Here is a 25,661-nt window from a genome sequence, read left to right on the forward strand (position 1 = left end):
TTCAAGCGCCTCACGAGTAAGATCTTTCAGGGTTTCCACCACTCATGCCTTATTGATTTTTGTGGCAAACGAACACTACGGGTCACTCATTGACACGGCGCCTCATGCTTAAGTTGCAGCCGTGAAGCGCGGCGCAGCCTGATCTCAAAACGACTGCCCGTTATCCAGCCTGTCGAGCAGCCCCTGGCCCCGTTGCCAAAGGGCCTGTTGCTTGTCCGCGGGCATGCGGTCGAGGTTTTTGTAGAGCATGCCCATGCGTTGATTGCTGCGCAGCACATCGCCGTGGCGCATGAGGAAATGCCAGTACAGCGCATTGAACGGGCAGGCGTTGTCCGTGGTGCTTTCGCTGACCTTGTAGACGCAATCGCGACAGTAATCGGACATCCGCTTGATGTACTGACCGCTGGCGCAGTAGGGCTTGGAACCGAGATAACCGGCGTCGGCATGCATAACCATGCCCAACGTGTTCGGCAGCTCGACCCAGTCGAAGGCGTCCATGTAAATGGCCAGATACCACTCGCAGATCTGCTTCGGCGCGATGCCGGTCAGCAAAGCGAAGTTGCCGGTGACCATCAGTCGCTGAATGTGGTGGGCATAGGCGTGTTTCAGGCTTTGACCGATCGCCTGGCGCATGCAGTTCATCTGCGTGTCGCCGGTCCAGTAGAACTCCGGCAAGGGTCTTTGGTTACCGAATGCATTGCCTTCGGCGTAGTCGGGCATCTTCAGCCAATACACACCCCGCACGTATTCCCGCCAGCCGATCAATTGCCGAATGAAGCCTTCGGCGGCATTCAGGGCGACGCTGCCCGACCAATAGGCGGCCTCTACGTCACTGCACAACTGGCGCAGATCGAGCAGCCCGATGTTCAGCGCAGCACTGATCCGTGCATGGAACAGAAACGGTTCGTCGCTGGCCATGGCGTCCTGGTAATCGCCGAAACCGGCCAGACCGAAATCCACGAAGTATTCCCAGAGGGCTTGGGCATCGGCGTGTGTCACCGGGTAATTGAAATCCTCCACGGAACCGTAGTGGCTGGCGAAACGCTCTTTCACCAGCGCGATCACTTCAACGGTGATGGAGTCTGCGCAGAAGTTGAGCGGGTAGGGCGGCTTGACGCCTTTGGGCAGTGACTTGCGGTTGTCGGCATCGAAATTCCATGCGCCGCCCACCGGGCTGCCGTCGCCGTTGAGCAACAGGCGACTCTTGCGCCGCATCTCGCGGTAGAAGAACTCCATGCGCAGCTGTTTTTTGCCGGCAGCCCAATCTGCGAACTCGCCGCGTGAGCAGAGAAAGCGGCTGTCACTGTGCCAATGGATCGCCAGACCACACTCGCGCAGCGATTGCTCCAGACGCCAGTCGCCGGTTTCGCTCAGGTGCACTTCGTCTGGCCGTAAAAGCGCATGCCAGCGCTGCAACTCGCTTGGCACGGCGCCGGTATTTTCAGGGTCGTCGAGGCGGGCGTACTGCACCCGAAAACCCTGGCTGCGCAACGTTTCGGCAAAGTGCCGCATGGCGCTGAACACCAGCACGATTTTTTGCGGGTGATGAGGCACGTGGCTGGCTTCCTCCATCACCTCGACCAGCAGAACGGTATCGCGTTCGCGATCCAGCCCCTGCAACGAGGCGAGATCGAAAGATAACTGGTCACCGAGGACCAGGCACAGCCGGTGGGTTGCTTTCATTCGAACGGATTCAGCTTGATGAGAGGCAAAGGAGAAGCCAGTGGTTTAGGAACCTTTGTTCAGATAGTTGTACGGAATTGTGTTTTTGTATAGGTTTTTTTGATCAGCCGGGATACGTCGGGTAGTCGACGTAACCTTCGGCGTTGCCGCCGTAAACCGTGGCCGGGTTGAGGGCATTCAGCGGCCAGTCGTTGGCGATTCGCGCGGGCAGATCCGGGTTGGCCATGAACGGTCGACCGAAGGCCACCAGGTCGGCGAGGCCGGAGTCGAGTAATCGCGCCCCGGATTCGGCGTTGTAGCGCCCGGCGTAGATGATCGCGCCGCTGAAGGTTTCGCGTACTGCTTGGCGGAAGGTTTGCGGCATGGCGGGCGCATCGTCCCAATCGGCTTCGGCGATAGACAGATAAGCAATGCCGACCGCTTCGAGGATTTTGATCGCTTCGATATAGGTGGTGTGTGGATCTTCTTCGACCATGCCCAGATACGTGCGCGCCTCATCGGTGGTGGTGAACAACGGAGCGAAACGCACGCCGACTTTTTCCTTGCCGATGCACTCCGCCACACCCGCGACTACTTCGCGGAGAAAACGCAGGCGGTTTTGTAACGAACCACCGTACTGATCGGTGCGCAGATTGCTGTGGGCGGAGATGAACTGGTTGACCAGGTAGCCGTTGGCGCAGTGCAGTTCGATGCCGTCGAAGCCGGCGTCCATCGCATTGCGCGCGGCCTGAATATACAGCTGGACCAGTTCCTGAACCTCGTCGGTGCTCAGCGCTCGCGGTGCCGATGGCGGCACCAGTTCGCCTTTGCCGGGCGCGGTTTCGATGAACACGCTGACCCGATCGGTGGCGACGGCGGACGCCGAAACCGGCGCTGCGCCACCCGGTTGCAAGGCGCTGTGGGACACGCGGCCGACGTGCCAGAGTTGGGCAAAGATGACGCCGTCGACCGCATGCACGGCGTCGGTGACTTTGCGCCATCCGGCAATTTGCTCCGGTGTGTAAATGCCGGGTGTCCAAGCGTAACCCTGGCCACGCGGTTCGATCTGCGTGCCCTCGGTCACCAGCAAACCGGCGCCGGCGCGCTGCTGGTAATACTCGGCCATCAGTTCATTGGCGATGTTCCCCGGTTGGGTGCTGCGCTGGCGGGTGAGTGGTGGCAGGACAATACGGTTTTTCAGGGTGTGAAGGCCGAGTTTGGCGGGAGTGAAGTAAAGACTGTTGTTCATGGGGAACCTTGTGGAGGGGCTTATTAGACCAGTCGTCTATTGAACGGATGAAAAAAAACGCCGTGCGGCACGCGCACGGCGTTCGGATGGCTTTTTACGGTGCCGGCGTCAGCCGAGCATCTTCAACAGTTTCTCGGCCACAGCGGCGGAACTGGCCGGGTTCTGGCCGGTGACCAGTTGGCCATCGGCGACCACATGCACCTGCCAGTCAGCGACTTTGGAGTAGCGTCCGCCGAGGCGCTGAAACTCGTCTTCGATCAGGAACGGCACAACGTCCGTCAAGCCGACAGCCGCCTCTTCCGAATTGGTGAAACCGGTGACTTCGCGATGCTGGATCAACGGATTTCCTTGAGCATTCACAACGTGACGCAGCACGCCCGGCGCATGGCAGACGAAACCGTGTGGCTTGTTGCTGCGGTCGAAGGCTTCGATCAGGGCGATCGATTGCGCGTCTTCGGCCAGATCCCACAGCGGGCCGTGGCCACCTGGATAGAACACGGCATCGAAATCATCTGCGCTCACCTCGGCCAGACGCCCGGTATTGGCCAATGCCTGTTGGGCTGCCGGGTCTTGGCGGAAGCGGTCGGTCTCGGCGGTCTGCGCGTCGGGCTCATCACTTTTCGGATCGAGCGGTGGCTGGCCGCCGGCTGGCGAGACCAGGGTGACGTCGGCACCGGCGTCCTTGAAGGCGTAGTAGGGGGCGGCGAATTCTTCCAGCCAGAAGCCGGTTTTCTTGCCGGTGTTGCCGAGTTGATCGTGCGAAGTCAGAACCATCAAGATTTTCATAGAGCACCCTGGGGTTGATCGAGTGGCGTCGCTGCACAACGGATTTGCACAGCGGCGACACCGGAAGATTGCATGTCGGAGCGCAGCATAGTTTCCAATTAGACCAGTCGTCTAGTAATTTTTTAGCCGAAGCTTTTTCAGTGACAGGTGTGGCAAACTTCCGTTCCTCTGAAATAAACGACTGGTCTATTGCCTGGTATTTTGTGCCCCATGAAAGCGACCTACGACGATACCCGCCAACATTTGCTCGACACCGGCCACCGGATGATGGCCGAGAAGGGCTTCACCAGTGTCGGCCTCAATGAAATCCTGCAAACCGCCGGCGTGCCCAAGGGCTCGTTCTATCACTACTTCAAATCCAAGGAGCTCTACGGCCAGGCCCTGCTCGCGGACTACTTTGTCGGTTATCTCGCGGACATGGAGCGGCGCCTGACATTGCCAGGGCTGAACGCTTATGAACGGCTGATGGATTACTGGCAGGGCTGGCAGGATCGCTGCACCCTCGAAGGGCATGGTGATGAGTGTCTGGTGGTGAAGCTCAGTGCCGAAGTCGCCGACCTGTCCGAGTCGATGCGCCTCACGTTGCGTGATGGTGCCGAACAAGTGGTGGCGCGCATTACCCTGTGTATCGAGCAGGGCCAGGCGGAAAAAAGCCTGCCGGCCGCAGATGCCCGGCACTTGGCGGAAACCCTGTATCAGCTCTGGCTGGGGGCGAGTCTGCTGAACAAGCTGCAACGTACCGGGCAATCGTTGGATACGTCGATGGCGACCACCCGGCAACTTTTGGCTGTTTGATGTTCAGGTTGATCCGCCGGCAGCGAGTCCCGCGGATCGACGCTAAACCGATGACTCAGAACTCCGGTGTGTACTTCACGCTGAACATCACGTTGCGCGGGTCGCCGAAGTTGTTGTTGCCGTTGAGCTGGTTGTAGGCAGCGGTGTAGTAGCGCTTGTCGAACAGGTTGTTGGCGTTCACCGCCAGGTCGATTTCCTTGCTCAACTGGTAGCCGAGCCGGGCGCTCCACACGGTGTAACCGGCGACGTCGTAAGTGTGCTCATAACCCAGCGTGTGGCTTTGGGTGGTGAAACCCAGACCGGTGCTGACCCGCTCCCAATCGCCGCTGAACTGGTAGTCGCCCCAAACTCGCAGCATGTGTTTCGGCGTCCAGGTGCTGAAGACTTTGCCTTCATTGTCCGGGTCATCGAGGTATTTGGTGGTGTTGTAGGTGTAACCGGCGAACAGTTGCAGATTGCTCAGGACTTCGCCGCTGATCTCGGCTTCGATGCCTTGACTGCGGACTTTGCCGGCGGCGTTGGAGCAATACCAACCGTCGCAGATCATCCCCGATGCGAGATCGTTGACGGCACGGTTTTCCTGGTCATAGCGAAACAGCGCCAGGGAGGTGTTGACCCGGCCGTCCAGCAATTCACCCTTGAGCCCGACCTCATAGTTGCTGCCAACCACCGGTTTGAGCGTCTGGCCACTGGCGTCGCGGTTGGTTTGCGGCTCGAACACGTCGGTGTAGCTGGCATACACCGCCCATTCGCGGCTCAGGTCGTAAATGATGCCAGCGTAGGGCGTGACCACACCGGTTTCCTTCGCGGTGCTGTCCGGAAGGGGCGTAACGACGTCGCTGAAAGCCACTTGGGTCGCAGACTGGTAGTTGTAGTCATACCAGCTCACCCGCGAACCGAGTACCAAAGTCAGTGGCTCGATCGGTTTGACGCGCCAGCTGCCATACAGACCTTTTTGGCGGATGTCGTATTTACTCGGCGTGGCGCGACCACCCGGCGTATTGAGCAAGCCTTCGTAGCTGATTTCGGGACGGTCGTGGTCGATGTCGAAGATCGTGTCGGTGGTGTTGTTGTTGAAGGTTCGGGCGAATTTATCGTCGGACGTGTACTTGGCGTAGTTACCGCCCAGCATCACTTCGTGCTCCATCGATAGGGCTTCGAAGTGGCCGCTGAGGTTCATGTCCAGGCCGAGTTTGGTCGCGTCGAAGTCCGTGACGAAGTCGGCGTATTGAATACCGCTGCCATCGGGCTTGATCCCGTCGCCGCTGGTTTGCAGACGCTGGCTTTTGCCTTTGTTGGTTTCACTCATGCGCACGGCGCCGACCTTGAACGCCCAATCATCATTGAAGCGGTGTTCCAGATCGGTATAAAGCGTGGTGACGTCGATGTCCAAATGGTTCCATTGAGCGCCACCGTAGGTTGAGCGCGGCACATTCAGCGGCTTGCCGTCGGAGTAGCGTGGCAGGCCGCGAATCATTGGTCGTGACTCGCCGTCGGAGTTACTGACCGCCACGCCCCATGTGGTGTCGTCGCTCAGGTCGAAGTCCAGTGCACCGTACAGCGAGTGAGTCTTGCTCCATTCGTAATCGACGAACGACTGACTCTGGTCTTCATCGGCGACGAAGCGCCCGCGCACCGTGCCCGTCGAGTTCAGCGGCCCACCGGCATCCAGTTGCAAACCGTAGTGATCCCAAGAGCCGGCCTTGCCAGTGATGGTCACGGTCGGGGCATTCTGGCCGCGTTTGCGCACCAGGTTGACCGCGCCGCCGGGGCTGCCGGCGCCTTGCAGCAGGCCGGATGCGCCACGGAGAATCTCCAGACGATCGAAGAAAATCAGGTCTTGGGTCGCCCAGTTGCCCAGGGCGTAGGAGTTACGCGTGATCGGCACGCCGTCGTACTGCCAGTCGTCGATCTGAAAACCGCGCGAGGTGAGAATCATGCCTTTGCCCACGCCCTGAACGCCGACCAGGCCGGTGGTCTTGTTGGCCGCGTCCTTGAGATCGGTAAGGCCCTGATCGTCCATTTGCTTGCGGGTCATCACGGTGACCGACTGCGGAATTTCCTTGAGGGTGTGCATGCCTTTGCCGATGGTCACGGCCTTTGCTGCGTAGGAGCCCGAGCCCTCGGTGGTGGCGCCGTAGCTGCGTTCGACGATGTTGGTGGCACCCAGTTGCAGCGCTGCGCTGCTGTCGGTGGCGGGCTCGACGCTGAAGTTGCCTTGCCCGGTCACGCGTAGCTGCAAACCGCTGCCCGCCAGCGCCTTTTGCAGCGCTTGTTCAGCCGGCATCTGGCCAATCACCGCTGGCGCGCGTTTGCCCTGCACCAGGGCCGGCTCCAGCGAAATGATTTGCCCGCTCTGCCCGGCAATCGCATTGAGCGTGCTGGCGAGAGGGCCGGCCGGCAGGTTGAAACTCATGTCTTGCGCCAACGCTGAACTCGCCAGAGTTGCCAGGGCAACGGCGACGGGAAGGGTACGGGGCCACGTGTTGAGCACAACATTCTCCTGTTTGTTTTGAAGTGTCAGGAGATAGGAGGGATGAGAAATGAAAACCGGACACAAACAAGAACGGTTTTCAAAAAAACTTTTCGTCCCTCACTGTTTGCTGATCAATGTCAGCCAGGGACTGTAACGATTCACGCGAATGGGCAGGGTTTCGGCCAGGGCGCCGAGGGTGCGCTCGGGATCGTCCAGCGGGAACACGCCTTGCACGCGCAGACCGCGAACCTCGGGTGCCACGCGCACGAAACCACGGTGGTAGGGACGCAGCGCTTCGACCACTTGCTCCAGCGACTCGTCCAGCACATTCAAACGCCCGCTCAGCCAGTCGGCGCGTCGACGCTCATCGCCGCTGGCCAGTGTGATGCTGCGCGAGGAGAGCAGCGCTGCCTGGCCTTCCTTGACGACTTGCGTGGTGCCATCGAACAAACGGGCTCGTACGGAATGCTGCAGCACCACAAGGCGACTGGCGTCCTGTTCCTGAATGACCAGAAAACGAGTGCCCAGTGCACGCATTTCACCTTCGGCAGTGCGTACGATCAGCGGGCGACGCGGGTCGGGCGCAACATCAATCACCAGTTCGCCGTGGCGCAGAATGACCAGCCGTTGCTGCTCATCGAAGCGCAGATCTATGGCGCTGTCAGCGTTCAGGCTGAGGCGGCTGCCATCGGCCAGATTAAACGTCTGTCGTTGACCGCGCCCGGTGTGCAGATCAGCCAGAAGCGTTTCACCCAGGCGGGTTTTGCTGCCAAGCAACAGACTGCCACCGAGCAGACCGAGGCCGGCGATCATGCGCAAGGCATCGCGGCGCGAGGCCTGTGGCTGCAACAAAACCTGACGCGCCTCACTCGCCTGGCCGGGCAGGCGTCGATCCAGTGTGCGCACTGTGTTGAACGATCCGCCCAAGCGTTCCTGCAAATTGTCCCAGGCCTGGCTGTGTGCACGGTCCATCGCCAGCCAGGCGTTGAAACGCTGTTGCAGTGCAGCATCCGGCGTGCCGGCGCGAAGCTTGACCATCCAGTCGATGGCTTGCTCGCTGATCGGGTCCAGGCGTGTTTTGCTCATGGCGCCATGTCGCACAGGTAGCACTGGCGCAAGGCCTGTTTCATGTAACGGCTCACCGTGCGCTCCGACAGCCCCAGCTTCTGCGCAATTGCCACGTAGCTCAGCCCGTCCAGCTGGCTGTAGAGGAACGTCGCCTTGACGATCAACGGCAAGCCATCGAGGGCGCGGTCGATGGCCACCAGCGCTTCGATCAATTGCAGTTGCTCTTCAGGGGAGGGCGCCAATGCTTCTGGCAGCGCCGAGAGGCGCTCAAGGTAAGCCAGCTCCAGCTTGCGTCGGCGGTGACGGTCGAAGATCAACCGGCGCGCGATGGTCGATAGATAGGCCCGTGGCTGCTCGATGCTGTCGGGGTCCACTCGCGCCACCAACAACTGGCAAAAGGTATCGGCGGCAGTGTCCTCGGCATCCGCGTGGTTACGCAGATGCCGATTGATGTGCTGCAGCAGCCAACGATGATGATCGTTGAAAAAGAATCCCAGCTTGCTGGACGGAAGAGAGTGCACTGGTGAGCTTTCCAGATGTTAGTGAGAATCCCTCTCAATACTACCTGCGTGGCCAGAGCCAGTGCAATCTGTCTGTCGTGTCGGCTGTGTTTGCCGCTAAAGCGCCGCCCATTGATCGCGGTATTGCAGGAGGAAATCGACGAAGGCGCGCACGTGTTGCGGCACATAGCGACCGTGCGGGTAGAGCAAGGTGTAAGGCCTTGAGCGACCGCTGTAGGGCTGAAGCACCTCGACGAGGCGACCGTCCGCCAGTTCCTGTTCAACAATGAATTTGTAGGTCTGGAACACTCCCGCGCCATGCTTTGCCAGCGTTACGCCGCCGAGCACATCGTCTGAGCAGGAGTAACCACCGTCGGAAAACACCTCACGATCCTTGCCATTTTCCTGAAACAGCCAGGAGATCCGCCGCCCGCTGCTGGGCAGTTCGAACTGAATGCACTCGTGCTGCGCCAGATCTTCCAGGGTCTGCGGCACGCCCGCTTTGTGCAGATAGTCGGGCGACGCCACCACCACCAGTTTCGCGTCTTCCAGCAGGCGGGCAATCAGGGTCGAGTCCGGTTGAGCGCGGACGCGGATCGCCAGATCGTAGCCCTCCGCGACGAAGTCGATATTGCGATTGCCCAAGTGAATATCCACCGTGACTTGCGGGTAGAGCGCTCGAAAGGCTGGCAGCAACGGCAGAATGCGGTGATGCCCGTAAGTGGTCGGCAGGCTGATGCGCAAGCGTCCCGACGCGGTCGTCTGCGCGCCCATGACTTCTTGTTGCGCCTCGACCAGTTGGGTCAGGGCCTGGCTGCACTGGACGAAAAAATTTCGGCCAGCCTCGGTCAACCGAATGCTGCGTGTGGTTCTGGCGAACAGCCGGGAACCCAGGCGTTGCTCCAGCCGCAGAATCGATCGGCTCACCGCCGCTGGTGTCACCCCGGCCAGCTGTGCGGCGGCGGTGAAGCTACCGGCCTCGGCGGCGAGGCAAAACAGTTCGATACTGCCCAATTGCAAGTCATCAAAGTGGCGTTTCATAAGGGAGGGCACCGAGTCTCAACAGACATTTCATCCCGGTGTTTACTACATGAAACGGCGCCGCCGGTATACACCGACGGCGCCGTTTTCTTATTGCAGGGACAACAGGGAATCAATGCCCCGCGCTCTGACCGCCATCGACGTGCAGAATCTCACCGGTGACGAAATTCGCGCTGTCCAGATAGAGGATCGCCTGCACGATGTCGTCAATCTCACCCATATGGCCAACCGGGTGCAGGCTGCCGAGCGCTGCGTGAGTCTCCACGCCATGCATTGGCGTCTTGATGATGCCCGGCGACACGGCGTTGACCCGAATGCCGCGCTTGGCGTACTCGATGGCCAGCGATTTGGTTGCCGCGTTGATGCCGCCCTTGGTCAGCGAGGCCAGCACCGAAGGTACGCCGTCGATGGCATGATCCACCAGGCTGGTGGTCACGCTGACGATGTGGCCGCTGCTGTGCTTCTCCATCTCGGTAATCGCCAGTTGCGAGATGTGGAAGAAGCCGCTCATGTTGGTGGCCACAACCTGGGCGTAATCTGCCTGGCTGTACTCGGTGAATGGCTTCGCGACAAAGATCCCCGCGTTGTTGACCAGCGTGTCGATCCGCCCGAAGCGGGCGACGGCTTCGCGAATGACGCGCTCGGCAGTCGCAGGATCAGCGATGTCGCCAGCCACGGTCAGAATGTCCGGGTCGGTAGAAGGCTGGATTGACCGGGAGGTCGCGACCACCTGATAGCCGCGCTCACGAAAGCCTTTGACCAGACCTGCGCCAATACCTTGAGAGGCGCCGGTAACCACTACCACTTTGTTGGACGTGCTCATGATGAATCCTCATGTAATCGAAATGAATTGAGTGAACGGATTTTCAACGGTCAGACGTGAGCGCCAACCTGCGCCGCCTGACGTAATGCTTGCTGGTAATCAGCGACCGATTGCGATCCGGACAGGATGTGTCGGTCATTGATAACCATCGCCGGTACCGACTGGATGCCGCGCTGCTGATAGAACGCTTCGAGTTCGCGGACTTCACGACTGAACTCTGCAGAGGCCAGTACGGCTTCTGCACGCTCACTGTCGAGCCCCGCGTCCTTGGCCAGATTCACCAGCGTCTGGCGGTCATCCGGGTTTTTTCCATCGGTGAAGTAAGCCCGCAACAAGAGCTTTTTCAGTGCGCGCTGGCGCCCTTGTGTCGAGGCCCAAAACAGCAAGCGATGGGCATCGAACGTGTTGTAAAAATGACTGCGCTTTTCCAGGTCGAAGTGAAAGCCAATCTCCTCACCGCGTTGAATGATCATCGCGTTGCGCTGCGCCACTTGCTCAGCGCTGCGACCGTACTTGCGCATCATGTGCTCGATAGCGTGTTCGCCAGCCGCCGGCATCTCCGGATTAAGTTCGAACGGCTTGTAGGTCAGTTCAACCTCGACTTCACCCGCCAGACTTTCGATCGCTTGCTCAAGTGCGGTAACGCCGAGCGCGCACCATGGGCAGACGACATCCGAGACAACATCGATTTTCACCACGCGACTCATGATGAGGCGTCCGACAACTGTTTGCGGTACTCCGTGGTCGTCATGCCGGCGTAACCCCAGTTATCCGTGTCGACTTCCTCGATGACGATGTGCGTCAGTTTGGGATCCTTGTGGAGCACCCGTTCCATCGTTTCCGTGATCTCCTTGATCACCTGGGCTTTCTGCTCCCGAGTGACGCCGTCACGGGTGATGCGTACGCTGATGAAAGGCATTTGAGTATCTCCAGTGGTCAGCCTGTCGGATTGATGGGCTGCTGTTGGAGAGAACTTTAGGAAGTTGCAGGAGGTTGATAAATGGGGTTTCAGGTACATCATTTGTGATGTGGTGTATCAAATGTCCAGAGCACAGGACCGGCTTTTGGATCCTGCCCGGCGATAAATCGACGAACTTGGAAGTGCGCAAGAAGTTGCGCACTTTTCGATGTTTATTTCATTGACCGGCCCGTTCTTGCCCAGTGGGTTGAAGACAATCTGCAAGCTCGATGATGTTCTTGTTCACCCCAGAATTTACGGCGACCAAGGAGCCTTGCAAACGTCAAGGTGGATGCAGAGGTCGCATCGTGTAACCTTGGCGCCGGGATAGAGAGGGATATCATTTATGGAACAAGGAGCGGTGTCACCCCTTATGGACGACAAGCAATCACCTGTGCTGATCCAGGTTTACATGGCCGATGATGGTGGCGCTGTCCGTGAGGAACTGCTCGCGCGTCAGATTGATCAGCACACCTACGAATTACTCTCTTCACCTGGCCTGGCGCAAAACCTGGCGAGGGGGGATATCGTCTCGATCAAGGATAGAAATGCACCTGCCGAGGTGCTGAAGCGAGGCGGTAATTTCTGTATTCAAATCTACGCCGATTACATTTCCCCGGACGCGATCACTGCGCTTGAAGATGATGTTGTCCGCGAGTTGGATGGAACACTGGATGGCGTCTGCGAGGGAAGTTTGTCGCTGGCTGTTCCTGCGAAAAATGGCATGGAGAGAATCAACGGTTTTTTTGACAGGTTCCGTGAGCAAACCGGGATTCAGTGGTATTACGCCAACATCTATAAAAACCTCGACGACGATAGTGACGAGACGCTGTTGTACTGGTGGCTGTTGCCGACCCCTGCACAAGCTTATGTGAAGGCTGAGTCGTTTGTTGACGCTATTGATCGGCGTGATACTGCAACGCTCAAGCGGGATTTCGCAATATCGAACGCTTTGGCGGATGAAATCTACGCGTCAATCGATGAGTATTTTGGTCCGGGCACAACAGTATCCATAGCCCCTGAAGAGACAGCCTTCGATACAAGCGGGCGAGACCGACCTTTCATCGATGCTTATGAAACCAATAGCAAGACGTTAGGCATGGAATGCATCCTTTGGGCTAATGGCGCTCCCGGCGAGGCGATTCTCCATCTTGAGATTTCACAACGAGAGGGGGAGTTAGTGGTGTATTACAAATACATCGGGTCTTGATCCAAACCACCATCTCAAGCTGAAATTACAGGTGATCTCGCCGATTTGCTTGGAGCGGTGTTTGCAGGGCAATCAACCAGAATTTCGAGGTCATGATGTTCTGGACGTATTCTGACCAGGTTGATTGGGGGCTTTAATGAGTTATTACGTGCTTTCGCAATTGGAGGACGTTGGCTGTCCCGTCGGGATTTTGCATGGCGACCTTTTTGACAAATTTTATCCAGACACAAAAGATGTGAAATTCGGTTTTTTTCCATGGTATGCAGAAAGGGCAAAGGCCGGCCCGCGCACGCCTTTTCCGCAGGGGATGGTTCTTATTTCCAGGGATGAATACTACGATTTTGATATCAGAAGTATTTCGCGTTTTTTCTACGTGGTCAGTGATGCGTTTCTGGCGGTCTGTCGCAAGACGAACGTCAATATTATCGACAGCGTCAGGATTGAAGTGCTGTCAGAGGCTGGGAAGCGTATTTCAGAAAAAAATTATAATGCCGTGTTGTTTGATGAGCTGGACGTTCGAACGAACTGCGATCCGGCATCAACATTTGTCGAAGAAAACGGCCGGCCGATCAGGTTCAAAAAGCTGGTACTTCCAACTGAGTGGACTCTGGACCTGTTCAAGTACCGCAGACTGATTTCCGGTAGCGATAGTCTGGTCTGTTTTCAGGCGTTCAAGGAGTTGGCAGAAAGCTTTAAAGGTATTGGGTTTACCCCATTGGACGAGGTTCTATGGTCTGGGATAAGGCGAATTTAAGAAGGTTTCTGGTGACATCCTTTTAATAGTCAGGTCAGGATGGATACGGGGCGATATGGAATACTACGTGCTCTCTCAAAAGGAAGAGTCTGACTGCCCGCGTGGCTTATTGAACGCGAATTTATACGATAAGTTCTATCCCGATACGGAAGGCGTGGAATTTGGCTTCTTTCCTTGGTATGCGGAGAAAATAAACTACACATTTCATACCCCGTATCCGGAAGGAATGGTGCTGATATCGAAGGACCGGTTCTATGATTTCGATATCCGCAATGTTTCGCGTTTTTATATAGTCAGTGACGATTTTTTGTCAGTTTGCGCGGAGCTTGATGTCGCAATCGCGGATCGCGTGGCAATCGATGTGGTATCAACCAAGGGAGAGCCTGTATCCGTCAAAGCCTACAATGCGGTCCTTTTTGAAGAGCTTGATGCTCGCTCTGATACAGGGTTGGGCTCGACATTTGTTGAAGAAGACGGGTTGATTTTCAGATTCAAAAAGTTAGTGTTGCCTGAGGTGTTCAAGCATGACTTGTTCAAGTTCAAAGGAATGATTTCCGGTAGTAATACGTTGATTTGTTCCAACGCTTTCAAAGCACGGGCGGCAGGGCTTAAAGGCATTGAGTTTATACCGTTGGAAAGCGTGCTCTGGTCGGCTGTCAAGCCAATTTGAAATAGGGACCTAATGATGCAAAAAGCTGATTGTGCAACTCCGGACGAATCGCACCAGCAGGTGTGTACCAGGTATGGGCTGACGCCACACCCTCCCGAGGAGGTGGTTGCCATTGCATTGAATACTCTCCACAAGTCGCCGATTTACGGATCGAGAGTCCAATTGCCTGAGGGTGGCACGGTCAGTTGGTTCATTCACTGCGGTGAGCACTCGCCAGCCAGCGGCTTCTATCAAACGCTGCACACCAGCCATTTGGTCGATGAATTACCGCAAGTGCTGAAGTATCTTTTTCTGCCCGCAGGTTCCAGGTTCATTATCGACAGAGAAGGTTACGAAGACGTTTGGATGGTGGGAGTGGAATCCTCTTCGGACTGAAATGTCGAGCGTCTTGACGCCAGTGAAAGCTTCCCTTTGAGCACGGATATGACTGATATTTTTCACAAGATTATTTTCAAGTTAACGCCTGACGAAGATGATTACCCTCCCTTTTCGGTTGAATCGGTATGGGGCATCTACCGAGGGAAGGACGTTTACGAAATAGACAACACACCTTATTACGTTCATGGCGTCAGTAAAGGTGATCGTGTGCAAGTACAACTGGATGGCGAGGAGCGGATAGCTGCCCGTGTGGTGAGTCAAGGCGGGCGCTCGACAATCAGGGTTTTCGCGAGTGATCCGGGCGAGAAAGCAAAGATAATCACCCGGTTGCAAGAATATGGTGCGTTCTGTTTATCAACTCGCGGTCTATCGTTGTTTGCTGTGGATATTCCCGCAAGCTGTGATTTTTCCATGATCGACAGTTATCTGTCGTCGATTGCTGATGGCGAAAATATCGCCTATGAAGACGCGTGTCTGCAGCACTACCCGATAGAGCCATCTCGCGTACTGGAGTGCTCGTCGTTGGCTTCCATACCCTGCCTGTTACATTGAACATAAGGATGTAAATGGAGAAGGTATTTTTCAAGTTATTGGTCGAAGATGACTATCCACCGGTTTCAAGCGAGAGCCTGTGGGCTGAGAGATTGGACTCGGGCTCATTTATCGTGAAGAACATTCCTTTTTACACACGGGAAGTTTGTCTTGATGACGAGATTTCGGTAAGCCCCGTGGTGAACGCTGAGTACCATTTTGAGAAAGTCATAAAAAATACCGGCAACAGTACCCTTCGTATCATTTTTTTCGAGGCGGGTGAGCCATGGATTTCCAGTGTTTTGGAAGATCTGGTTGCTAGAGGCTGCGCATGGGAAGGTATGAGCAAAAAGTTCTTCTCCATCAACGTTCCTGCCGACGTTTCCCTTGACGATGTGCTGAGTGTATTGGCCGAGAAAGAAGCAAAGGGATGGCTGGATTATGAGTCTGGAATGCTTCGCCAATAAAAACTCCTTTTGAGCCTTATCAACGATGAAGAAATTCAACACGTTCACCGTACACGGAACCGCCGTTGGCAGTGAGAACAGCATCCGCCTTGATGAAATTTCGATCCTTGCTGACCCCGAAACCATCAGGGCGCTTGGCGCTTTTCTAATCCGCGCCGCCGATGAGATGGCAGTTGAGGGCGTGGAGCATGTACATCTTCAAGACCTCGTAGAGAACTTCAGTCATGAAGACCACGTAGACGTGATTGTCCTTAACGGCGATCTCATAAAAAGCGCCTAGGTCCAGACGTTGCAGTGAGTAAGGTATGCGCGTCGATGACGTTTTTATTTCCACCATTGAATGCGACTTTCAGAATAGTGACCGCTTCGCCACGCTGGCGGCAAAAATGGTCACGCATACTTTTGAATATTTCAGTCTGCAAGCCATGAAGGGTGCTCAGAAACAGGGAAGAGCCCGAGTGCATTGAATCGCTTGATATCGACCTTGGCACGAACGCTCTGAGCAGTGCCTGCCTCTATCCGGCACAAGCCAACATTTCGGCGATCCATTGAACTTGCCGGGCAACGTCTTGCACCTTTGCCTCGGGCAAAGCCTGCTGCGCCCGGGCGAACTGGGCCAGTGTCTTCTGCTTTTCATGCAGCCGGCGTTGCCACTTGGTCAGGAATTGCGGACTGCGCACCTGCATTTGCAGCGGGCCGAAGTACAGTTCTTGATCGGTGTAGACCACTGACTCTGCACGTTCAGCGACGATGATTTCGTAGTCGAAACGGTTTTCATGCAACAGTTCCTCGTGGAGGATGCGGTAGCCATTGTCCATCAGCCATTGGCGCAGTGGCTGCTCACCGCCGTTGGGTTGCAGAATCAGACGTTCTTCGCCGCTCAAACGCGATTTGCCGCCGTCGAGAATGTCGCGGATCGTCTCGCCGCCCATGCCGCAGATACTGATGGCGGTGATCCTGTCACCAGGCTCGATCGCCGCCAGACCATTGGCCAGACGCACGGTGATGCGTTGCTGCAGATCGTTGTCGCGCACCGTGCGTTGGGCCGAATGAAAGGGCGTCAACGCCACCTCACCGGCCACGGCCGCTGCAATCACCCCGCGACGCATCAGCGCCACCGGCAGATAGCCGTGATCCGAGCCGATATCGGCCAGCCTTGCGCCGGTCGGCACATGCGCTGCCACGCGCTCCAGGCGCATGGACAAAGTCTGTTCGTTCAACGGCAACCCCTGTTCATTACAAGTTTGCGGCAGCAATGACCGCAAAAGGGGTGCGACTTTGTCGAGCAACGCGGTGCCTGTCAAATTCCGGCGACAGGGATCACGGCGCGAACCTTCAGTCGGCGAGCGTCGCGTTGTCGATCACGAAGCGATATTTCACGTCGCCCTTGAGCATGCGCTCGTAGGATTCGTTGATCTGATCAGCACGGATCAGTTCGATGTCGGAGACGATGCCGTGTTCGGCACAGAAATCCAGCATCTCCTGGGTTTCCGGGATCCCGCCGATCATCGAGCCGGCAATGGTGCGGCGTTTCATGATCAGGTTGAACACGTTCGGCGAGGGATGCGGCGAGGCGGGCGCCCCCACCAGTGTCAACGCACCATCGCGCTTGAGCAGCACCAGAAACGCATCGAGATCGTGTGGCGCTGCGACGGTGTTGAGAATGAAGTCAAAACTCTTGGCATGCGCCGCCATCTCTTCGACATTGTGTGACACGACGACCTCATCGGCACCCAGTTGTCTGGCCGCATCGCGTTTCGATTCGGAAGTGGTGAACGCCACGACATGCGCGCCCATGGCATGGGCCAGTTTGATGCCCATGTGGCCGAGGCCACCGATGCCGACCACGCCGACTTTCTTGCCCGGCCCGGCATGCCACTGACGCAGCGGAGAGTAAGTGGTGATTCCGGCGCACAACAGTGGCGCGACGGCTGCCAGTTGCGCCTCGGGATGCCGAATGCGCAGCACGTAGCGTTCATGCACGACAATGTTTTGCGAGTAGCCACCGAGCGTCCAGCCGGGTGCGTCTGGCGTCGGGAAGTTGTAGGTGCCGATCATGCCGTCGCAGTAGTTTTCCAGTCCGGTTTCGCAGTCATCGCAGTGTTTGCAGCTGTCGACGATGCAGCCGACGCCGACCAGATCACCGACTTTGAAATCCGCGACATGCGCGCCAACGGCTGAGACGCGCCCGACAATTTCATGGCCCGGCACGCAGGGGAATTGTGTGCCGGCCCATTCCGCACGCACCTGATGCAAGTCTGAATGGCAGATGCCACAGAAGGCGATATCGATTTGCACGTCATGGGCGGCCGGCGCGCGGCGCTTGATCTGCATCGGCTCAAGGGGTTTGTCGCCAGCGTGGGCACCGTAGGCTTGTACGAGCATGGGAGCGTCCTCAATGGGGTTATCGAACGCACATCTTTGCCTTTTTGCCCGGCATTGAAATAGTGCATTCCTGTGCAATGCTTGCCTGATCCTGCAAGGCCTTGTGACGTTGTGCAGACAGACGATCGAAGTGTTTGCAGGTAATCTGCCGGTTCGCTGACTAAAACAAAAACAGGAGCCATTGATGCAACCGATCCGTCTCGGTCTGGTGGGCTACGGCAAGATTGCCCAGGATCAACATGTCCCGGCGATTCTCGCCAATCCCGCATTCCAGTTGCTGTCTGTCGCCACGCAAGGCAAGCCCTGCGCCGGTGTCGAGAATTTCCCGTCGCTGAGCGAATTGCTCGCAAACGGCCCGCAGGTCGACGCGATCGCCTTCTGCACGCCGCCGCAAGGACGATTTGCGTTGGTGCAGGAAGCGCTGGCCGCCGGCAAACACGTGCTGGTGGAAAAACCGCCCTGTGCGACGTTGGGTGAGGCAATGGCACTGGTCAGTCTGGCCGAGCAGCACGGCGTCAGTGCATTGTTCGCCTGGCACTCGCGCTATGCGCCCGGCATTGCCGCCGCCCGCGACTGGCTCGCCACCCGCACCCTGCAAAGTGTGCACATCGACTGGAAGGAAGACGTGCGCAAGTGGCATCCCGGCCAGACCTGGATCTGGCAACCGGGCGGTCTGGGCGTTTTCGATCCGGGCATCAACGCCTTGTCGATCGTCACGCACCTGCTGGCGCTGCCGTTGTTTGTCGAGTCCGCCGAACTGCGCGTACCCGAAAACTGCCAGTCACCGATTGCCGCTTCGATCAAAATGTCTGACGCACGCCACCTCGACGTGCGCGCCGAATTCGACTTCGACCATGGTCATGACGAACTCTGGAGCATCGAAATTCGCTGCGCCGAAGGTGTGTTGCGACTGGATAACGGCGGGGCGCTATTGAGCATCGACGGTGCGCGCCAGACAGTTTCGGAAGAGGGCGAGTACGCGGCGGTGTATCGGCATTTTCAGCAGTTGATTGGCGACAAGGCCAGTGATCTGGATCTGCAGCCGTTGCGATTGGTGGCGGACAGTTTCTTTGTCGGGAGTCGGGTGTTGGTGGAGGCGTTTTACGACGCCATTTGAGATCTGACGCCGTCTCATTGTGGTTGTCCCCTTAGCCAAAGTTCAGCAAAAACCTGTGGGAGCTGGCTTGCCAGCGATGGCGGTGGGTCATTCAACAACGATGTTGGCTGGCCCGACGCTTTCGCGGGCAAGCCCGCTCCCACAGTGATTGTGGCTGTACCCTTCGCCCAAGTTCACCGCGAGAACCTGTGGGAGCTGGCTTGCCAGCGATGGCGGAGGGTCATTCAACAACGATGTTGTCTGGCCAGACGCTTTCGCGAGCAGGCTCGCTCCCACGATTTTGCTTAGAAACGGTCAAGCGCGTAAGGCTCGATTGCCGGCAAATCCCCCATTCGTTTTTCTACCGTCGGCAACACCATCCGCGCAACCATCTCCGCCGTCACCGCCGCCTGCGTCAGCCCCAGATGCTGATGCCCAAACGCAAGCAATACCTTGCCCCCGCACGCTTGATCAATCACCGGCAACGAATCCGGTAGCGATGGCCGAAACCCCATCCACGGCGTCGCCGCCTCAGCGCTCAGATCCTTGCGGAACAATCCCTGAGTCAACCGATGCAACTGCCACGCGCGTTCCATGCTCGGTGGCCGTTCCAGCCCGGCGAACTCGACCGTACCCGCCAGGCGCAAGCCTTCAGACATCGGCGTCATGATGAACTTGCGCTCCAGCGAGGTGACCGGGAAGGGCAGGCGGTTATGTTCCTGCGGCAACATCAAGTGATAACCGCGCTCGGTGTCCAACGGGACTTTCTTGCCGGTGAGTGCGGTGGTGAGTTTTGCCGAGTGCGCTCCGCAGGCGATCAAGACGCGGCTCGCGGTCAAACCACCGGTTCCGGTGATCAGCGAAACACCGTGCTCGCGCACATAACCGCCCTGAACCTGTTGCCTCACAAAACTCACGCCGCTGGCCTTGGCTGCTTCGACCAACTCGCAGACCACGCGATATGGATCGAGAAAATGGCCGGTGCGCGGAAAGAACAAACCGCCCTGAATCTGATCGCTAAATTGCGCTGCGGATTCCCGTACCGCGCCAGCCGGCCAGAAATCGACCGGCACTTGCTGCTGGCGCAAGCGAACCTGGAGCGCATCGATGGCCTGCCGCGATTCCGGGCGCTCGAAGATCAGCAACGATCCATCGACCTTGAGCAGGTCAGGACGTTGAATATCCCCCAGCAAACGATGCCAGGCATCCAGACTGCTTTCATTCAGCGCCCGCAAACCCGCCACGGTTTTCTGAAAGGGCTCCGCCCGCAGGTTCAGCAACAGCCGCGTAAACCAGGGCAGGGCGCGGGGCATGTATCTCCAGTCCAGGCGCAGCGGGCCCATCGGGTCCATCAGCATTGCCGGCAAGCGCTTGAGGATCGACAGGTCGGCAATCGGAAACACCTGCTCGGTCGCCAGATGCCCGGCGTTGCCGAACGATGCGCCGTGCCCCGGTTCCTGCTGATCGATGACCACCACACGCTGGCCTTGGCGGGCAAGACGCAGTGCGCAGGCGACGCCGATGATGCCGGCGCCGACCACGGCGATGTCGTGCGAGACGTTATTCGGGCTGGTCATGCGCTTCCCTTTGCCCATCGAGCAGGCGACGCAATTGCAGGGGATTGGCCTGTTTCAGTGCCGAGGGCAACAAGCTGTCGGGGAAATCCTGATAGCACACCGGACGCAAGAATCGGTGGATCGCTGCTGTGCCAACAGATGTCGACCGCGCGTCGGATGTGGCCGGGAACGGCCCGCCATGTACCATCGCATCAGACACTTCGACACCGGTGGGCCAACCGTTGACCAGCAACCGACCGGCCTTGCGCTCCAGCGCTGGCAGCAGCGCGCGGGCCTGCTCGAGGTCTTCGTCGTCCAGGTGCAATGTGGCAGTCAGTTGGCCTTCCAGATGTTCGATCACTTGACGCATCTCCTCGTCATCGCTGCATTGCACAATCAACGACGCCGCGCCAAAAACTTCGGCCTGGAGGTTCTGATCGGCGAGAAAATCGCTGGCTTGGGTGACGAACAGGTGGGCCTGGCACTGATTGGGTTGCGTGCTCATCTGACCCACAGCCGAAATTTGCGCATGGGGGTTCTCGGCCAAGGCATTCACGCCAGCCTCATAGGCATTGAAGATGCCCGGCGTCAGCATCGTCTGCGCGGGGCTTTGTTGGAGCCGTTCGGCAGCGGCGGCGACAAATTTGTCCAGCGCGGGCCCCTTATGCGCAATCACCAGACCAGGATTGGTACAGAACTGCCCGGCACCCACAGTCAGTGAAGTGACGAAGCCCTGCGCCAATGCTTGCACGCGATTGCGTAATGCCGCGGGAAACAGCAACACCGGATTGATCGAACTCATTTCCGCATACACCGGAATCGGCTCGGGCCTTGCCTGTGCCGCTTGGCACAGCGCCAGACCACCGCTGCGAGAACCGGTAAAACCCACGGCTTTGATGCGTGGATCGGTGACCAGCGCGATACCCACTTCGCGGCCGGAACCGTACAACAACGAAAACACCCCCTCCGGCAGACCGCAGGCTTGCACCGCTCGCGCCACTGCGCGGCCGACCAGTTCACTGGTGCCGGGATGCGCGCCATGGGCCTTGACGATCACCGGGCACCCGGCCGCCAGCGCCGACGCCGTGTCGCCACCCGCCACCGAGAACGCCAAGGGGAAATTGCTCGCGCCAAACACCGCCACCGGCCCCAACGGCACTTGGCGTTGACGCAGGTCCGAGCGCGGCATCCGCTGCCGCTGCAGTTGCGCTGTATCAACGCGCACATCCAGCCATTCACCGGCCCGTATTGTGCGGGCAAACAGTCGCAGTTGCTGACACGTGCGGCCACGTTCGCCAACCAAACGGGCGCTCGGCAGGCCGGTTTCGGCCATGGCACGGTCAATCAGCTCATCGCCAAGGGCTTCGATTTCCACGGCAATGCGTTGCAGAAATTCAGATCGGGCATCCAGCGTCGTTTCGCGATAGCGGTCCAGCGCTGCCCAGGCCAGCGCGCAGGCCCGCTCGACATGTTCGGCCGAACCGCCGGCATAGGCCGGCTCCAGCGTCATCCCCGTGGCCGGGTTGATCCCCCGAACGGCTTCGCGATTGCCTGCAACAGTGTGCTGTCCGATCAGCATGTGGCCCGTCAGAGTCATGGTTTATTCCTGATGAGAAAAGATTGCCCGCCGCTACAGTCGGCGGGCACGAAAACGCAGCGAGGGATCAGGCGAAGTTCTGCTCCGCCGACCAGTTCTCGTACCAGTGACGGAACAGCGCGTACTGGTTCTCTGCATAGCGGCGTTGTGAGTCGCTCAACGCATCGGTTTCGTTGAAATGCAGGGTGTATTCCTTGTCACCGTTGAGCACCATCAGGTGCTTGTAATACAGCACCAGATCGCAGCCTTCGTCGAACGAGGACAGCACCGCCAGCGCCGATTCCAGTTCCCGCGCCTGACGCCGTGCCTTGGCATCGCCCTTGGCCGCTTGCTTGCTCAGGGCGACCAGTTGCAACACTTCGCGAGGCAGGGCGTTACCGATCCCGGTGATCGCACCGGTGGCGTTGCAGTTGACGAAGCCGTGCACCACTTGCGTGTCGACGCCGACCATCAGGGTTACGTCGTCATCCTTGGAGGTGATGTTTTCGGCGGCGTAACGCAGGTCGGCGCCGCCACCAAACTCCTTGAAGCCGATCAGGTTCGGGTACTCGCGGCGCAGCTCGAAAAACAGATCGGCGCGGGTGGCGAAGCCGTAGTAAGGGCTGTTGTAGATCACCGCCGGCAACTCGGGCGCGGCCTGCAGAATCGCGGCGAAGTGGGCTTTTTGCGCGACGGCCGAAGCACCACGGGACAGCACGCGGGGAATAACCATCAAACCCTGCGCGCCGACTTTCGCCGCGTGGGCCGCATGGGAAACCGCTTCGCGGGTGTTCACCGCACCGGTCCCGACAATCGTCGCAATCCCCGCCGCCACCAGCCGCGCCACGCCTTCCTGACGCTCGGCTTCGGTGAGCAACGGCCAGTCGCCCATGGACCCGCAATACACCACGGCGCTCATGCCGATATCGATCAGCTCGCGCCCCTTGGCCACCAGCGCGTCGAAGTCCGGTTTGCGCTGGGCGGTGCACGGGGTCATCAGGGCTGGCATGCAGCCGGTGAAGATGTTGTCGCTCATTGTTTTAACTCCTTGGCACATCGTTCAAATAAGGGTGGAAAGTCGGCGCGGCAGCTCAGATGCCCCACGCGAACGGATCTGTTTCATCGATCAGCAATGTGCTGTCGGCGGTCATGAAGGCGCGGCCGGTGATGTAGGGGCGGATGCGTTCGCCCTCCCATTCGAAGCGGCCTTCGAACTGGCTGCCGGTGATGCTTGCCTGTACCCAGCGCGCGCCGGGCTGCAGCTTGTCGTCGGCCGCGAGGCAGGCGAGTTTGGCGCTGGTGCCGGTGCCACACGGCGAGCGGTCGTAGGCTTTGCCGGGGCACATGACGAAGTTGCGGCTGTCGGCGCTGCTGTCGCCAGCGAAGAGTTCAATGTGGTCGATGACCGCACCGTCCTCGCCGTAAATGCCTTGATCTTCGAGGGCCTTGAGCATCGCCCAGGTGTACGCCGTGAGGTGCTCGACGTTGTCCATCGTCAGGGTCTGGCCATGCTCGGACACAAGGAAAAACCAGTTGCCGCCATAAGCGATATCGCCGAACACCCGGCCGAATCCCGGCACATCCACCGGTACCTGTTTGCGGTAGCGATAAGACGCCACGTTGCCCAGCGTCACGGTGCTGTCTTCATGCAGCGTCGCGCTGACCGGGCCGACCGGTGTGTCGATCTTGTGCACGCCTGGGGCGATCTGGCCCAAGTGCTGTAACGAATTGATCAGGCCGATGGTGCCGTGGCCGCACATGCCGAGGTAACCGGCGTTGTTGAAGAAAATCACCCCGCACGTGGCGTCAGCCGACACCGGTTCGCAGTACAGCGCGCCGACCAGCACGTCGTTGCCGCGTGGTTCCAGCAGGCAGGCGCGGCGCCATGCATCATGCTGATCGCGCAGGGCATCGCGCTTTTCAGCCATGGTGCTGCCGGGCAGATCGGGAAAACCCTTCATCACCAGACGTGTGGGTTCGCCGCCGGTGTGGGAATCGATGACGTGTACTCGTTTCATGGACGTCTCTCGTTTGAAGATTTCAGTAAGCGCCGGCAGGGCGCGCGTTCACGGTGGAGGCGGGGGCGGCGACTTCGCTTTCTTCATCGTCATCCTCAAGGCGCAGCAGATGTGCCGGTACGCCGGTCGCGGCGCCCCAGTAATAGATGCCCGTCGCACAAGCAGCGACGACGAGGGTGTCGAACGGGTGGGCGAGGATGCCGAGGCCGCCGAAGGTGCCGAGTTTCGACAGCACGATCGTCACCGCGTAGAAGGCGATCAGCCAGGCCGAGGAGCGCACTTGGCGAGCCAGATTCAGGTGCGCAGTCGGCACAAAACGACCGCACAGCAGGTAGACGACAAACATCAGGATTTGCAGGCCGAGCAGCCACGACACGGTGCTCCAGCCCGACCAGTAGACGATCAGTGCAGCGATGATGAACGACACCGGTCCGAGCACGCCCATGCACTTGACCCGGAACGGCCGCGGCATGTCCGGCGCATTACGGCGCAACGCAGCCACCGACACTGGCGCCACGGCGTAGCTCAACACCAGTGCGGCGGAAACCACGTTGATCAACGCTTCCCACGACGGGAAGGGCAGGGTCCAGAACACCGACAGCGCAAACGTCAGCCACAGCGCCGGACGCGGGATGCCGGACTTCTCATCGATGTGGGTGAACACCTTGAAGAATGTGCCGGTCTGCGCCCAGCCGTAGATCACCCGAGGCGTGGCGTTCATGTAGATGTTGCCGCAGCCGCTTGGTGAGATCACCGCGTCGGCGACCACCAGATACGCCAACCAACCCACACCGAGCGCCAGTGCGATGTCGCGATACGGCAGGGCAAATTCCTTGCTCACACCGGCCCAGCCGTTGGCGAGCATTTCGGTCGGGATGCCACCGAGAAAAGCCATTTGCAGCAGCACATAAATCAGGGTCGAGAGCAGCACCGAGAGGATCAGCGCGATGGGAATCGTGCGCTGTGGATTCTTCACTTCGCTGGCCACCGAGATGATCGGCGTCAGGCCCAGATACGCGAAGATGATCCCGCCCGCCGAGACCGCCATCTCCACACCCGACAAGCCGAACGGCGCGAAGCCCTGGACGTGGAAGTTTTCCGGTTTGAAGAACGTGAACAGCACACCGATCACCAGCAACGGCACGATGAACTTGAAAATGCTCACCAGATTATTGGCTTTGGCGAAGGTCTTCACGCTGCGGTAGTTGAGCACGAAGAACAGGCAGAGCAGGCCGAACTGCACCAGCCAGCCGAGCAGTGTCGGATCACCGGTGCCGGTCTTGGTCAGCCCGGGAAACCACGCCGCGGCGTATTGGCGCGAGGCAACCACTTCGATCGCCACCAGACTGGAAAACGCGATCAGGGTGATGAAGCCCATCAGGTAACCGAGCAACGGCCCGTGGGAGTAAACCGGGTAGCGCACCACGCCGCCGGCACGTGGCAGCGCGGCGCCCAGTTCGCAGTAGACGATGCCCAGTAGCAACACGGCGAAACCGCCCAGCAACCAGGAAAATATCCCCGCCGGCCCGGCGATGGCGGACACGTGACTGGCCGCGAACAACCAGCCGGAGCCGAAGATCGCCCCGAGCCCGATAAACGTGAGATCGATCAGTGAAAGCTGTTTTTTGAACTTGCCTTGGCCTGACATGGCATCGCCTTCTT

At 58.6% G+C, this 25,661-nt stretch carries 26 protein-coding genes and 2 pseudogenes; 10 read left to right on the forward strand and 18 right to left on the reverse strand.

Going from position 1 to position 25,661, the window contains the following annotated elements; translation table 11 throughout:
- Positions 1-144: 144 nt before the first annotated feature.
- The 3 genes from ACVVH8_RS12610 to ACVVH8_RS12620 all read right to left on the reverse strand — a co-directional run bounded on the left by ACVVH8_RS12610 (position 145) and on the right by ACVVH8_RS12620 (position 3,697).
- Entirely contained in the window at positions 145-1,683 is a 1,539-nt protein-coding gene (locus ACVVH8_RS12610; RefSeq protein WP_213028427.1) for a cryptochrome/photolyase family protein, read from the reverse strand.
- Positions 1,684-1,786: 103 nt separating this feature from the next.
- Positions 1,787-2,911 (reverse strand): alkene reductase, encoded by a 1,125-nt coding sequence (locus tag ACVVH8_RS12615; protein WP_315446584.1) that lies wholly within the window; start codon positions 2,909-2,911, stop codon positions 1,787-1,789.
- Between the two features lie 108 nt (positions 2,912-3,019).
- Entirely contained in the window at positions 3,020-3,697 is a 678-nt protein-coding gene (locus ACVVH8_RS12620) for a type 1 glutamine amidotransferase domain-containing protein (protein WP_213028429.1), read from the reverse strand.
- A gap of 210 nt (positions 3,698-3,907) precedes the next feature.
- On the opposite strand from ACVVH8_RS12620, the gene ACVVH8_RS12625 reads away from it, so the two are divergent.
- Entirely contained in the window at positions 3,908-4,492 is a 585-nt protein-coding gene (locus tag ACVVH8_RS12625) for a TetR/AcrR family transcriptional regulator (protein ID WP_103303547.1), read from the forward strand.
- A 55-nt stretch (positions 4,493-4,547) separates the two neighbouring features.
- Here the strand turns inward: ACVVH8_RS12625 and ACVVH8_RS12630 are convergent, their stop codons facing one another.
- The 7 genes from ACVVH8_RS12630 to ACVVH8_RS12660 form a co-directional block, all read right to left on the reverse strand.
- Positions 4,548-6,986, reverse strand: coding sequence for a TonB-dependent siderophore receptor (locus ACVVH8_RS12630; RefSeq protein WP_475230489.1), 2,439 nt, complete (start codon positions 6,984-6,986; stop codon positions 4,548-4,550).
- Between the two features lie 99 nt (positions 6,987-7,085).
- Positions 7,086-8,054 carry a FecR family protein gene (locus ACVVH8_RS12635; RefSeq protein ID WP_475230492.1) on the reverse strand — a complete coding sequence of 323 codons (969 nt, stop codon included), beginning with the start codon at positions 8,052-8,054 and terminating at the stop codon, positions 7,086-7,088.
- Positions 8,051-8,557 (reverse strand): sigma-70 family RNA polymerase sigma factor, encoded by a 507-nt coding sequence (locus ACVVH8_RS12640; protein ID WP_315446589.1) that lies wholly within the window; start codon positions 8,555-8,557, stop codon positions 8,051-8,053. Before ACVVH8_RS12640 ends, ACVVH8_RS12635 begins: the two co-directional genes overlap by 4 nt.
- 96 nt (positions 8,558-8,653) lie before the next feature.
- The gene (locus ACVVH8_RS12645; RefSeq protein WP_315446590.1) at positions 8,654-9,577 is read right to left on the reverse strand and encodes a LysR family transcriptional regulator; all 924 of its coding nucleotides are present in this window, start codon (positions 9,575-9,577) and stop codon (positions 8,654-8,656) included.
- Positions 9,578-9,689: 112 nt separating this feature from the next.
- Positions 9,690-10,400: an SDR family NAD(P)-dependent oxidoreductase gene (locus tag ACVVH8_RS12650; protein ID WP_103303552.1), complete on the reverse strand. Its 711-nt coding sequence runs from the start codon at positions 10,398-10,400 to the stop codon at positions 9,690-9,692.
- Between the two features lie 50 nt (positions 10,401-10,450).
- Positions 10,451-11,107: a DsbA family oxidoreductase gene (locus ACVVH8_RS12655; protein ID WP_475230495.1), complete on the reverse strand. Its 657-nt coding sequence runs from the start codon at positions 11,105-11,107 to the stop codon at positions 10,451-10,453.
- Complete coding sequence (locus ACVVH8_RS12660) at positions 11,104-11,319, reverse strand: tautomerase family protein (RefSeq protein WP_103303554.1); 216 nt, start codon at positions 11,317-11,319, stop codon at positions 11,104-11,106. The genes ACVVH8_RS12655 and ACVVH8_RS12660 overlap by 4 nt, the downstream gene beginning before the upstream one ends.
- A gap of 412 nt (positions 11,320-11,731) precedes the next feature.
- Here ACVVH8_RS12660 and ACVVH8_RS12665 point away from each other — a divergent pair.
- From ACVVH8_RS12665 to ACVVH8_RS12700, 8 genes and pseudogenes are all read left to right on the forward strand, one after another.
- Positions 11,732-12,205 (forward strand): annotated as a pseudogene (locus tag ACVVH8_RS12665) (DUF4265 domain-containing protein); the annotation flags it as partial.
- Between the two features lie 499 nt (positions 12,206-12,704).
- Positions 12,705-13,322, forward strand: a complete 618-nt coding sequence (locus ACVVH8_RS12670) for a hypothetical protein (RefSeq protein ID WP_475230498.1) — start codon at positions 12,705-12,707, stop codon at positions 13,320-13,322.
- 55 nt (positions 13,323-13,377) lie between these two features.
- Entirely contained in the window at positions 13,378-13,992 is a 615-nt protein-coding gene (locus ACVVH8_RS12675) for an Imm43 family immunity protein (protein ID WP_475230501.1), read from the forward strand.
- A gap of 15 nt (positions 13,993-14,007) precedes the next feature.
- Entirely contained in the window at positions 14,008-14,367 is a 360-nt protein-coding gene (locus tag ACVVH8_RS12680) for an immunity protein Imm33 domain-containing protein (RefSeq protein WP_475230504.1), read from the forward strand.
- Positions 14,368-14,415: 48 nt separating this feature from the next.
- Positions 14,416-14,922 (forward strand): DUF4265 domain-containing protein, encoded by a 507-nt coding sequence (locus ACVVH8_RS12685; RefSeq protein WP_475230507.1) that lies wholly within the window; start codon positions 14,416-14,418, stop codon positions 14,920-14,922.
- Between the two features lie 14 nt (positions 14,923-14,936).
- Positions 14,937-15,368 (forward strand): DUF4265 domain-containing protein, encoded by a 432-nt coding sequence (locus tag ACVVH8_RS12690; protein ID WP_475230509.1) that lies wholly within the window; start codon positions 14,937-14,939, stop codon positions 15,366-15,368.
- Positions 15,369-15,393: 25 nt separating this feature from the next.
- Positions 15,394-15,648 (forward strand): Imm32 family immunity protein, encoded by a 255-nt coding sequence (locus tag ACVVH8_RS12695; RefSeq protein WP_103303562.1) that lies wholly within the window; start codon positions 15,394-15,396, stop codon positions 15,646-15,648.
- A 25-nt stretch (positions 15,649-15,673) separates the two neighbouring features.
- A complete protein-coding gene (locus tag ACVVH8_RS12700; RefSeq protein ID WP_475230512.1) occupies positions 15,674-15,835 on the forward strand; it encodes a hypothetical protein in 162 nt (53 codons plus the stop codon).
- 48 nt (positions 15,836-15,883) lie between these two features.
- Here ACVVH8_RS12700 and ACVVH8_RS12705 read toward each other — a convergent pair whose 3' ends face one another.
- Both ACVVH8_RS12705 and ACVVH8_RS12710 read right to left on the reverse strand, forming a co-directional pair.
- The gene (locus ACVVH8_RS12705) at positions 15,884-16,588 is read right to left on the reverse strand and encodes a tRNA (adenine(22)-N(1))-methyltransferase (protein ID WP_475230515.1); all 705 of its coding nucleotides are present in this window, start codon (positions 16,586-16,588) and stop codon (positions 15,884-15,886) included.
- 115 nt (positions 16,589-16,703) lie between these two features.
- The gene (locus tag ACVVH8_RS12710; RefSeq protein ID WP_475230517.1) at positions 16,704-17,753 is read right to left on the reverse strand and encodes an NAD(P)-dependent alcohol dehydrogenase; all 1,050 of its coding nucleotides are present in this window, start codon (positions 17,751-17,753) and stop codon (positions 16,704-16,706) included.
- A 184-nt stretch (positions 17,754-17,937) separates the two neighbouring features.
- Here ACVVH8_RS12710 and ACVVH8_RS12715 point away from each other — a divergent pair, with 184 nt between their 5' ends.
- Positions 17,938-18,870: a Gfo/Idh/MocA family protein gene (locus ACVVH8_RS12715; protein WP_475230520.1), complete on the forward strand. Its 933-nt coding sequence runs from the start codon at positions 17,938-17,940 to the stop codon at positions 18,868-18,870.
- Between the two features lie 183 nt (positions 18,871-19,053).
- Here ACVVH8_RS12715 and ACVVH8_RS12720 read toward each other — a convergent pair.
- The 6 genes and pseudogenes from ACVVH8_RS12720 to ACVVH8_RS12745 form a co-directional block, all read right to left on the reverse strand.
- Positions 19,054-19,149, reverse strand: a pseudogene (locus ACVVH8_RS12720) (metal ABC transporter ATP-binding protein); the annotation flags it as partial.
- 5 nt (positions 19,150-19,154) lie between these two features.
- On the reverse strand, positions 19,155-20,426 hold the full coding sequence (locus ACVVH8_RS12725) for an NAD(P)/FAD-dependent oxidoreductase (RefSeq protein WP_475230523.1): 1,272 nt from the start codon (positions 20,424-20,426) through the stop codon (positions 19,155-19,157).
- Positions 20,410-22,002, reverse strand: coding sequence for an aldehyde dehydrogenase (NADP(+)) (locus tag ACVVH8_RS12730; RefSeq protein WP_475230526.1), 1,593 nt, complete (start codon positions 22,000-22,002; stop codon positions 20,410-20,412). Before ACVVH8_RS12730 ends, ACVVH8_RS12725 begins: the two co-directional genes overlap by 17 nt.
- Positions 22,003-22,069: 67 nt before the next feature.
- Positions 22,070-23,017 (reverse strand): dihydrodipicolinate synthase family protein, encoded by a 948-nt coding sequence (locus ACVVH8_RS12735; protein ID WP_475230529.1) that lies wholly within the window; start codon positions 23,015-23,017, stop codon positions 22,070-22,072.
- A gap of 55 nt (positions 23,018-23,072) precedes the next feature.
- A complete protein-coding gene (locus ACVVH8_RS12740) occupies positions 23,073-23,999 on the reverse strand; it encodes a 4-hydroxyproline epimerase (protein WP_475230532.1) in 927 nt (308 codons plus the stop codon).
- Between the two features lie 22 nt (positions 24,000-24,021).
- Positions 24,022-25,647, reverse strand: coding sequence for an APC family permease (locus ACVVH8_RS12745; RefSeq protein WP_103303569.1), 1,626 nt, complete (start codon positions 25,645-25,647; stop codon positions 24,022-24,024).
- Positions 25,648-25,661 lie beyond the last annotated feature (14 nt).

Source organism: Pseudomonas trutticola BRTCR10 (assembly GCF_056155105.1).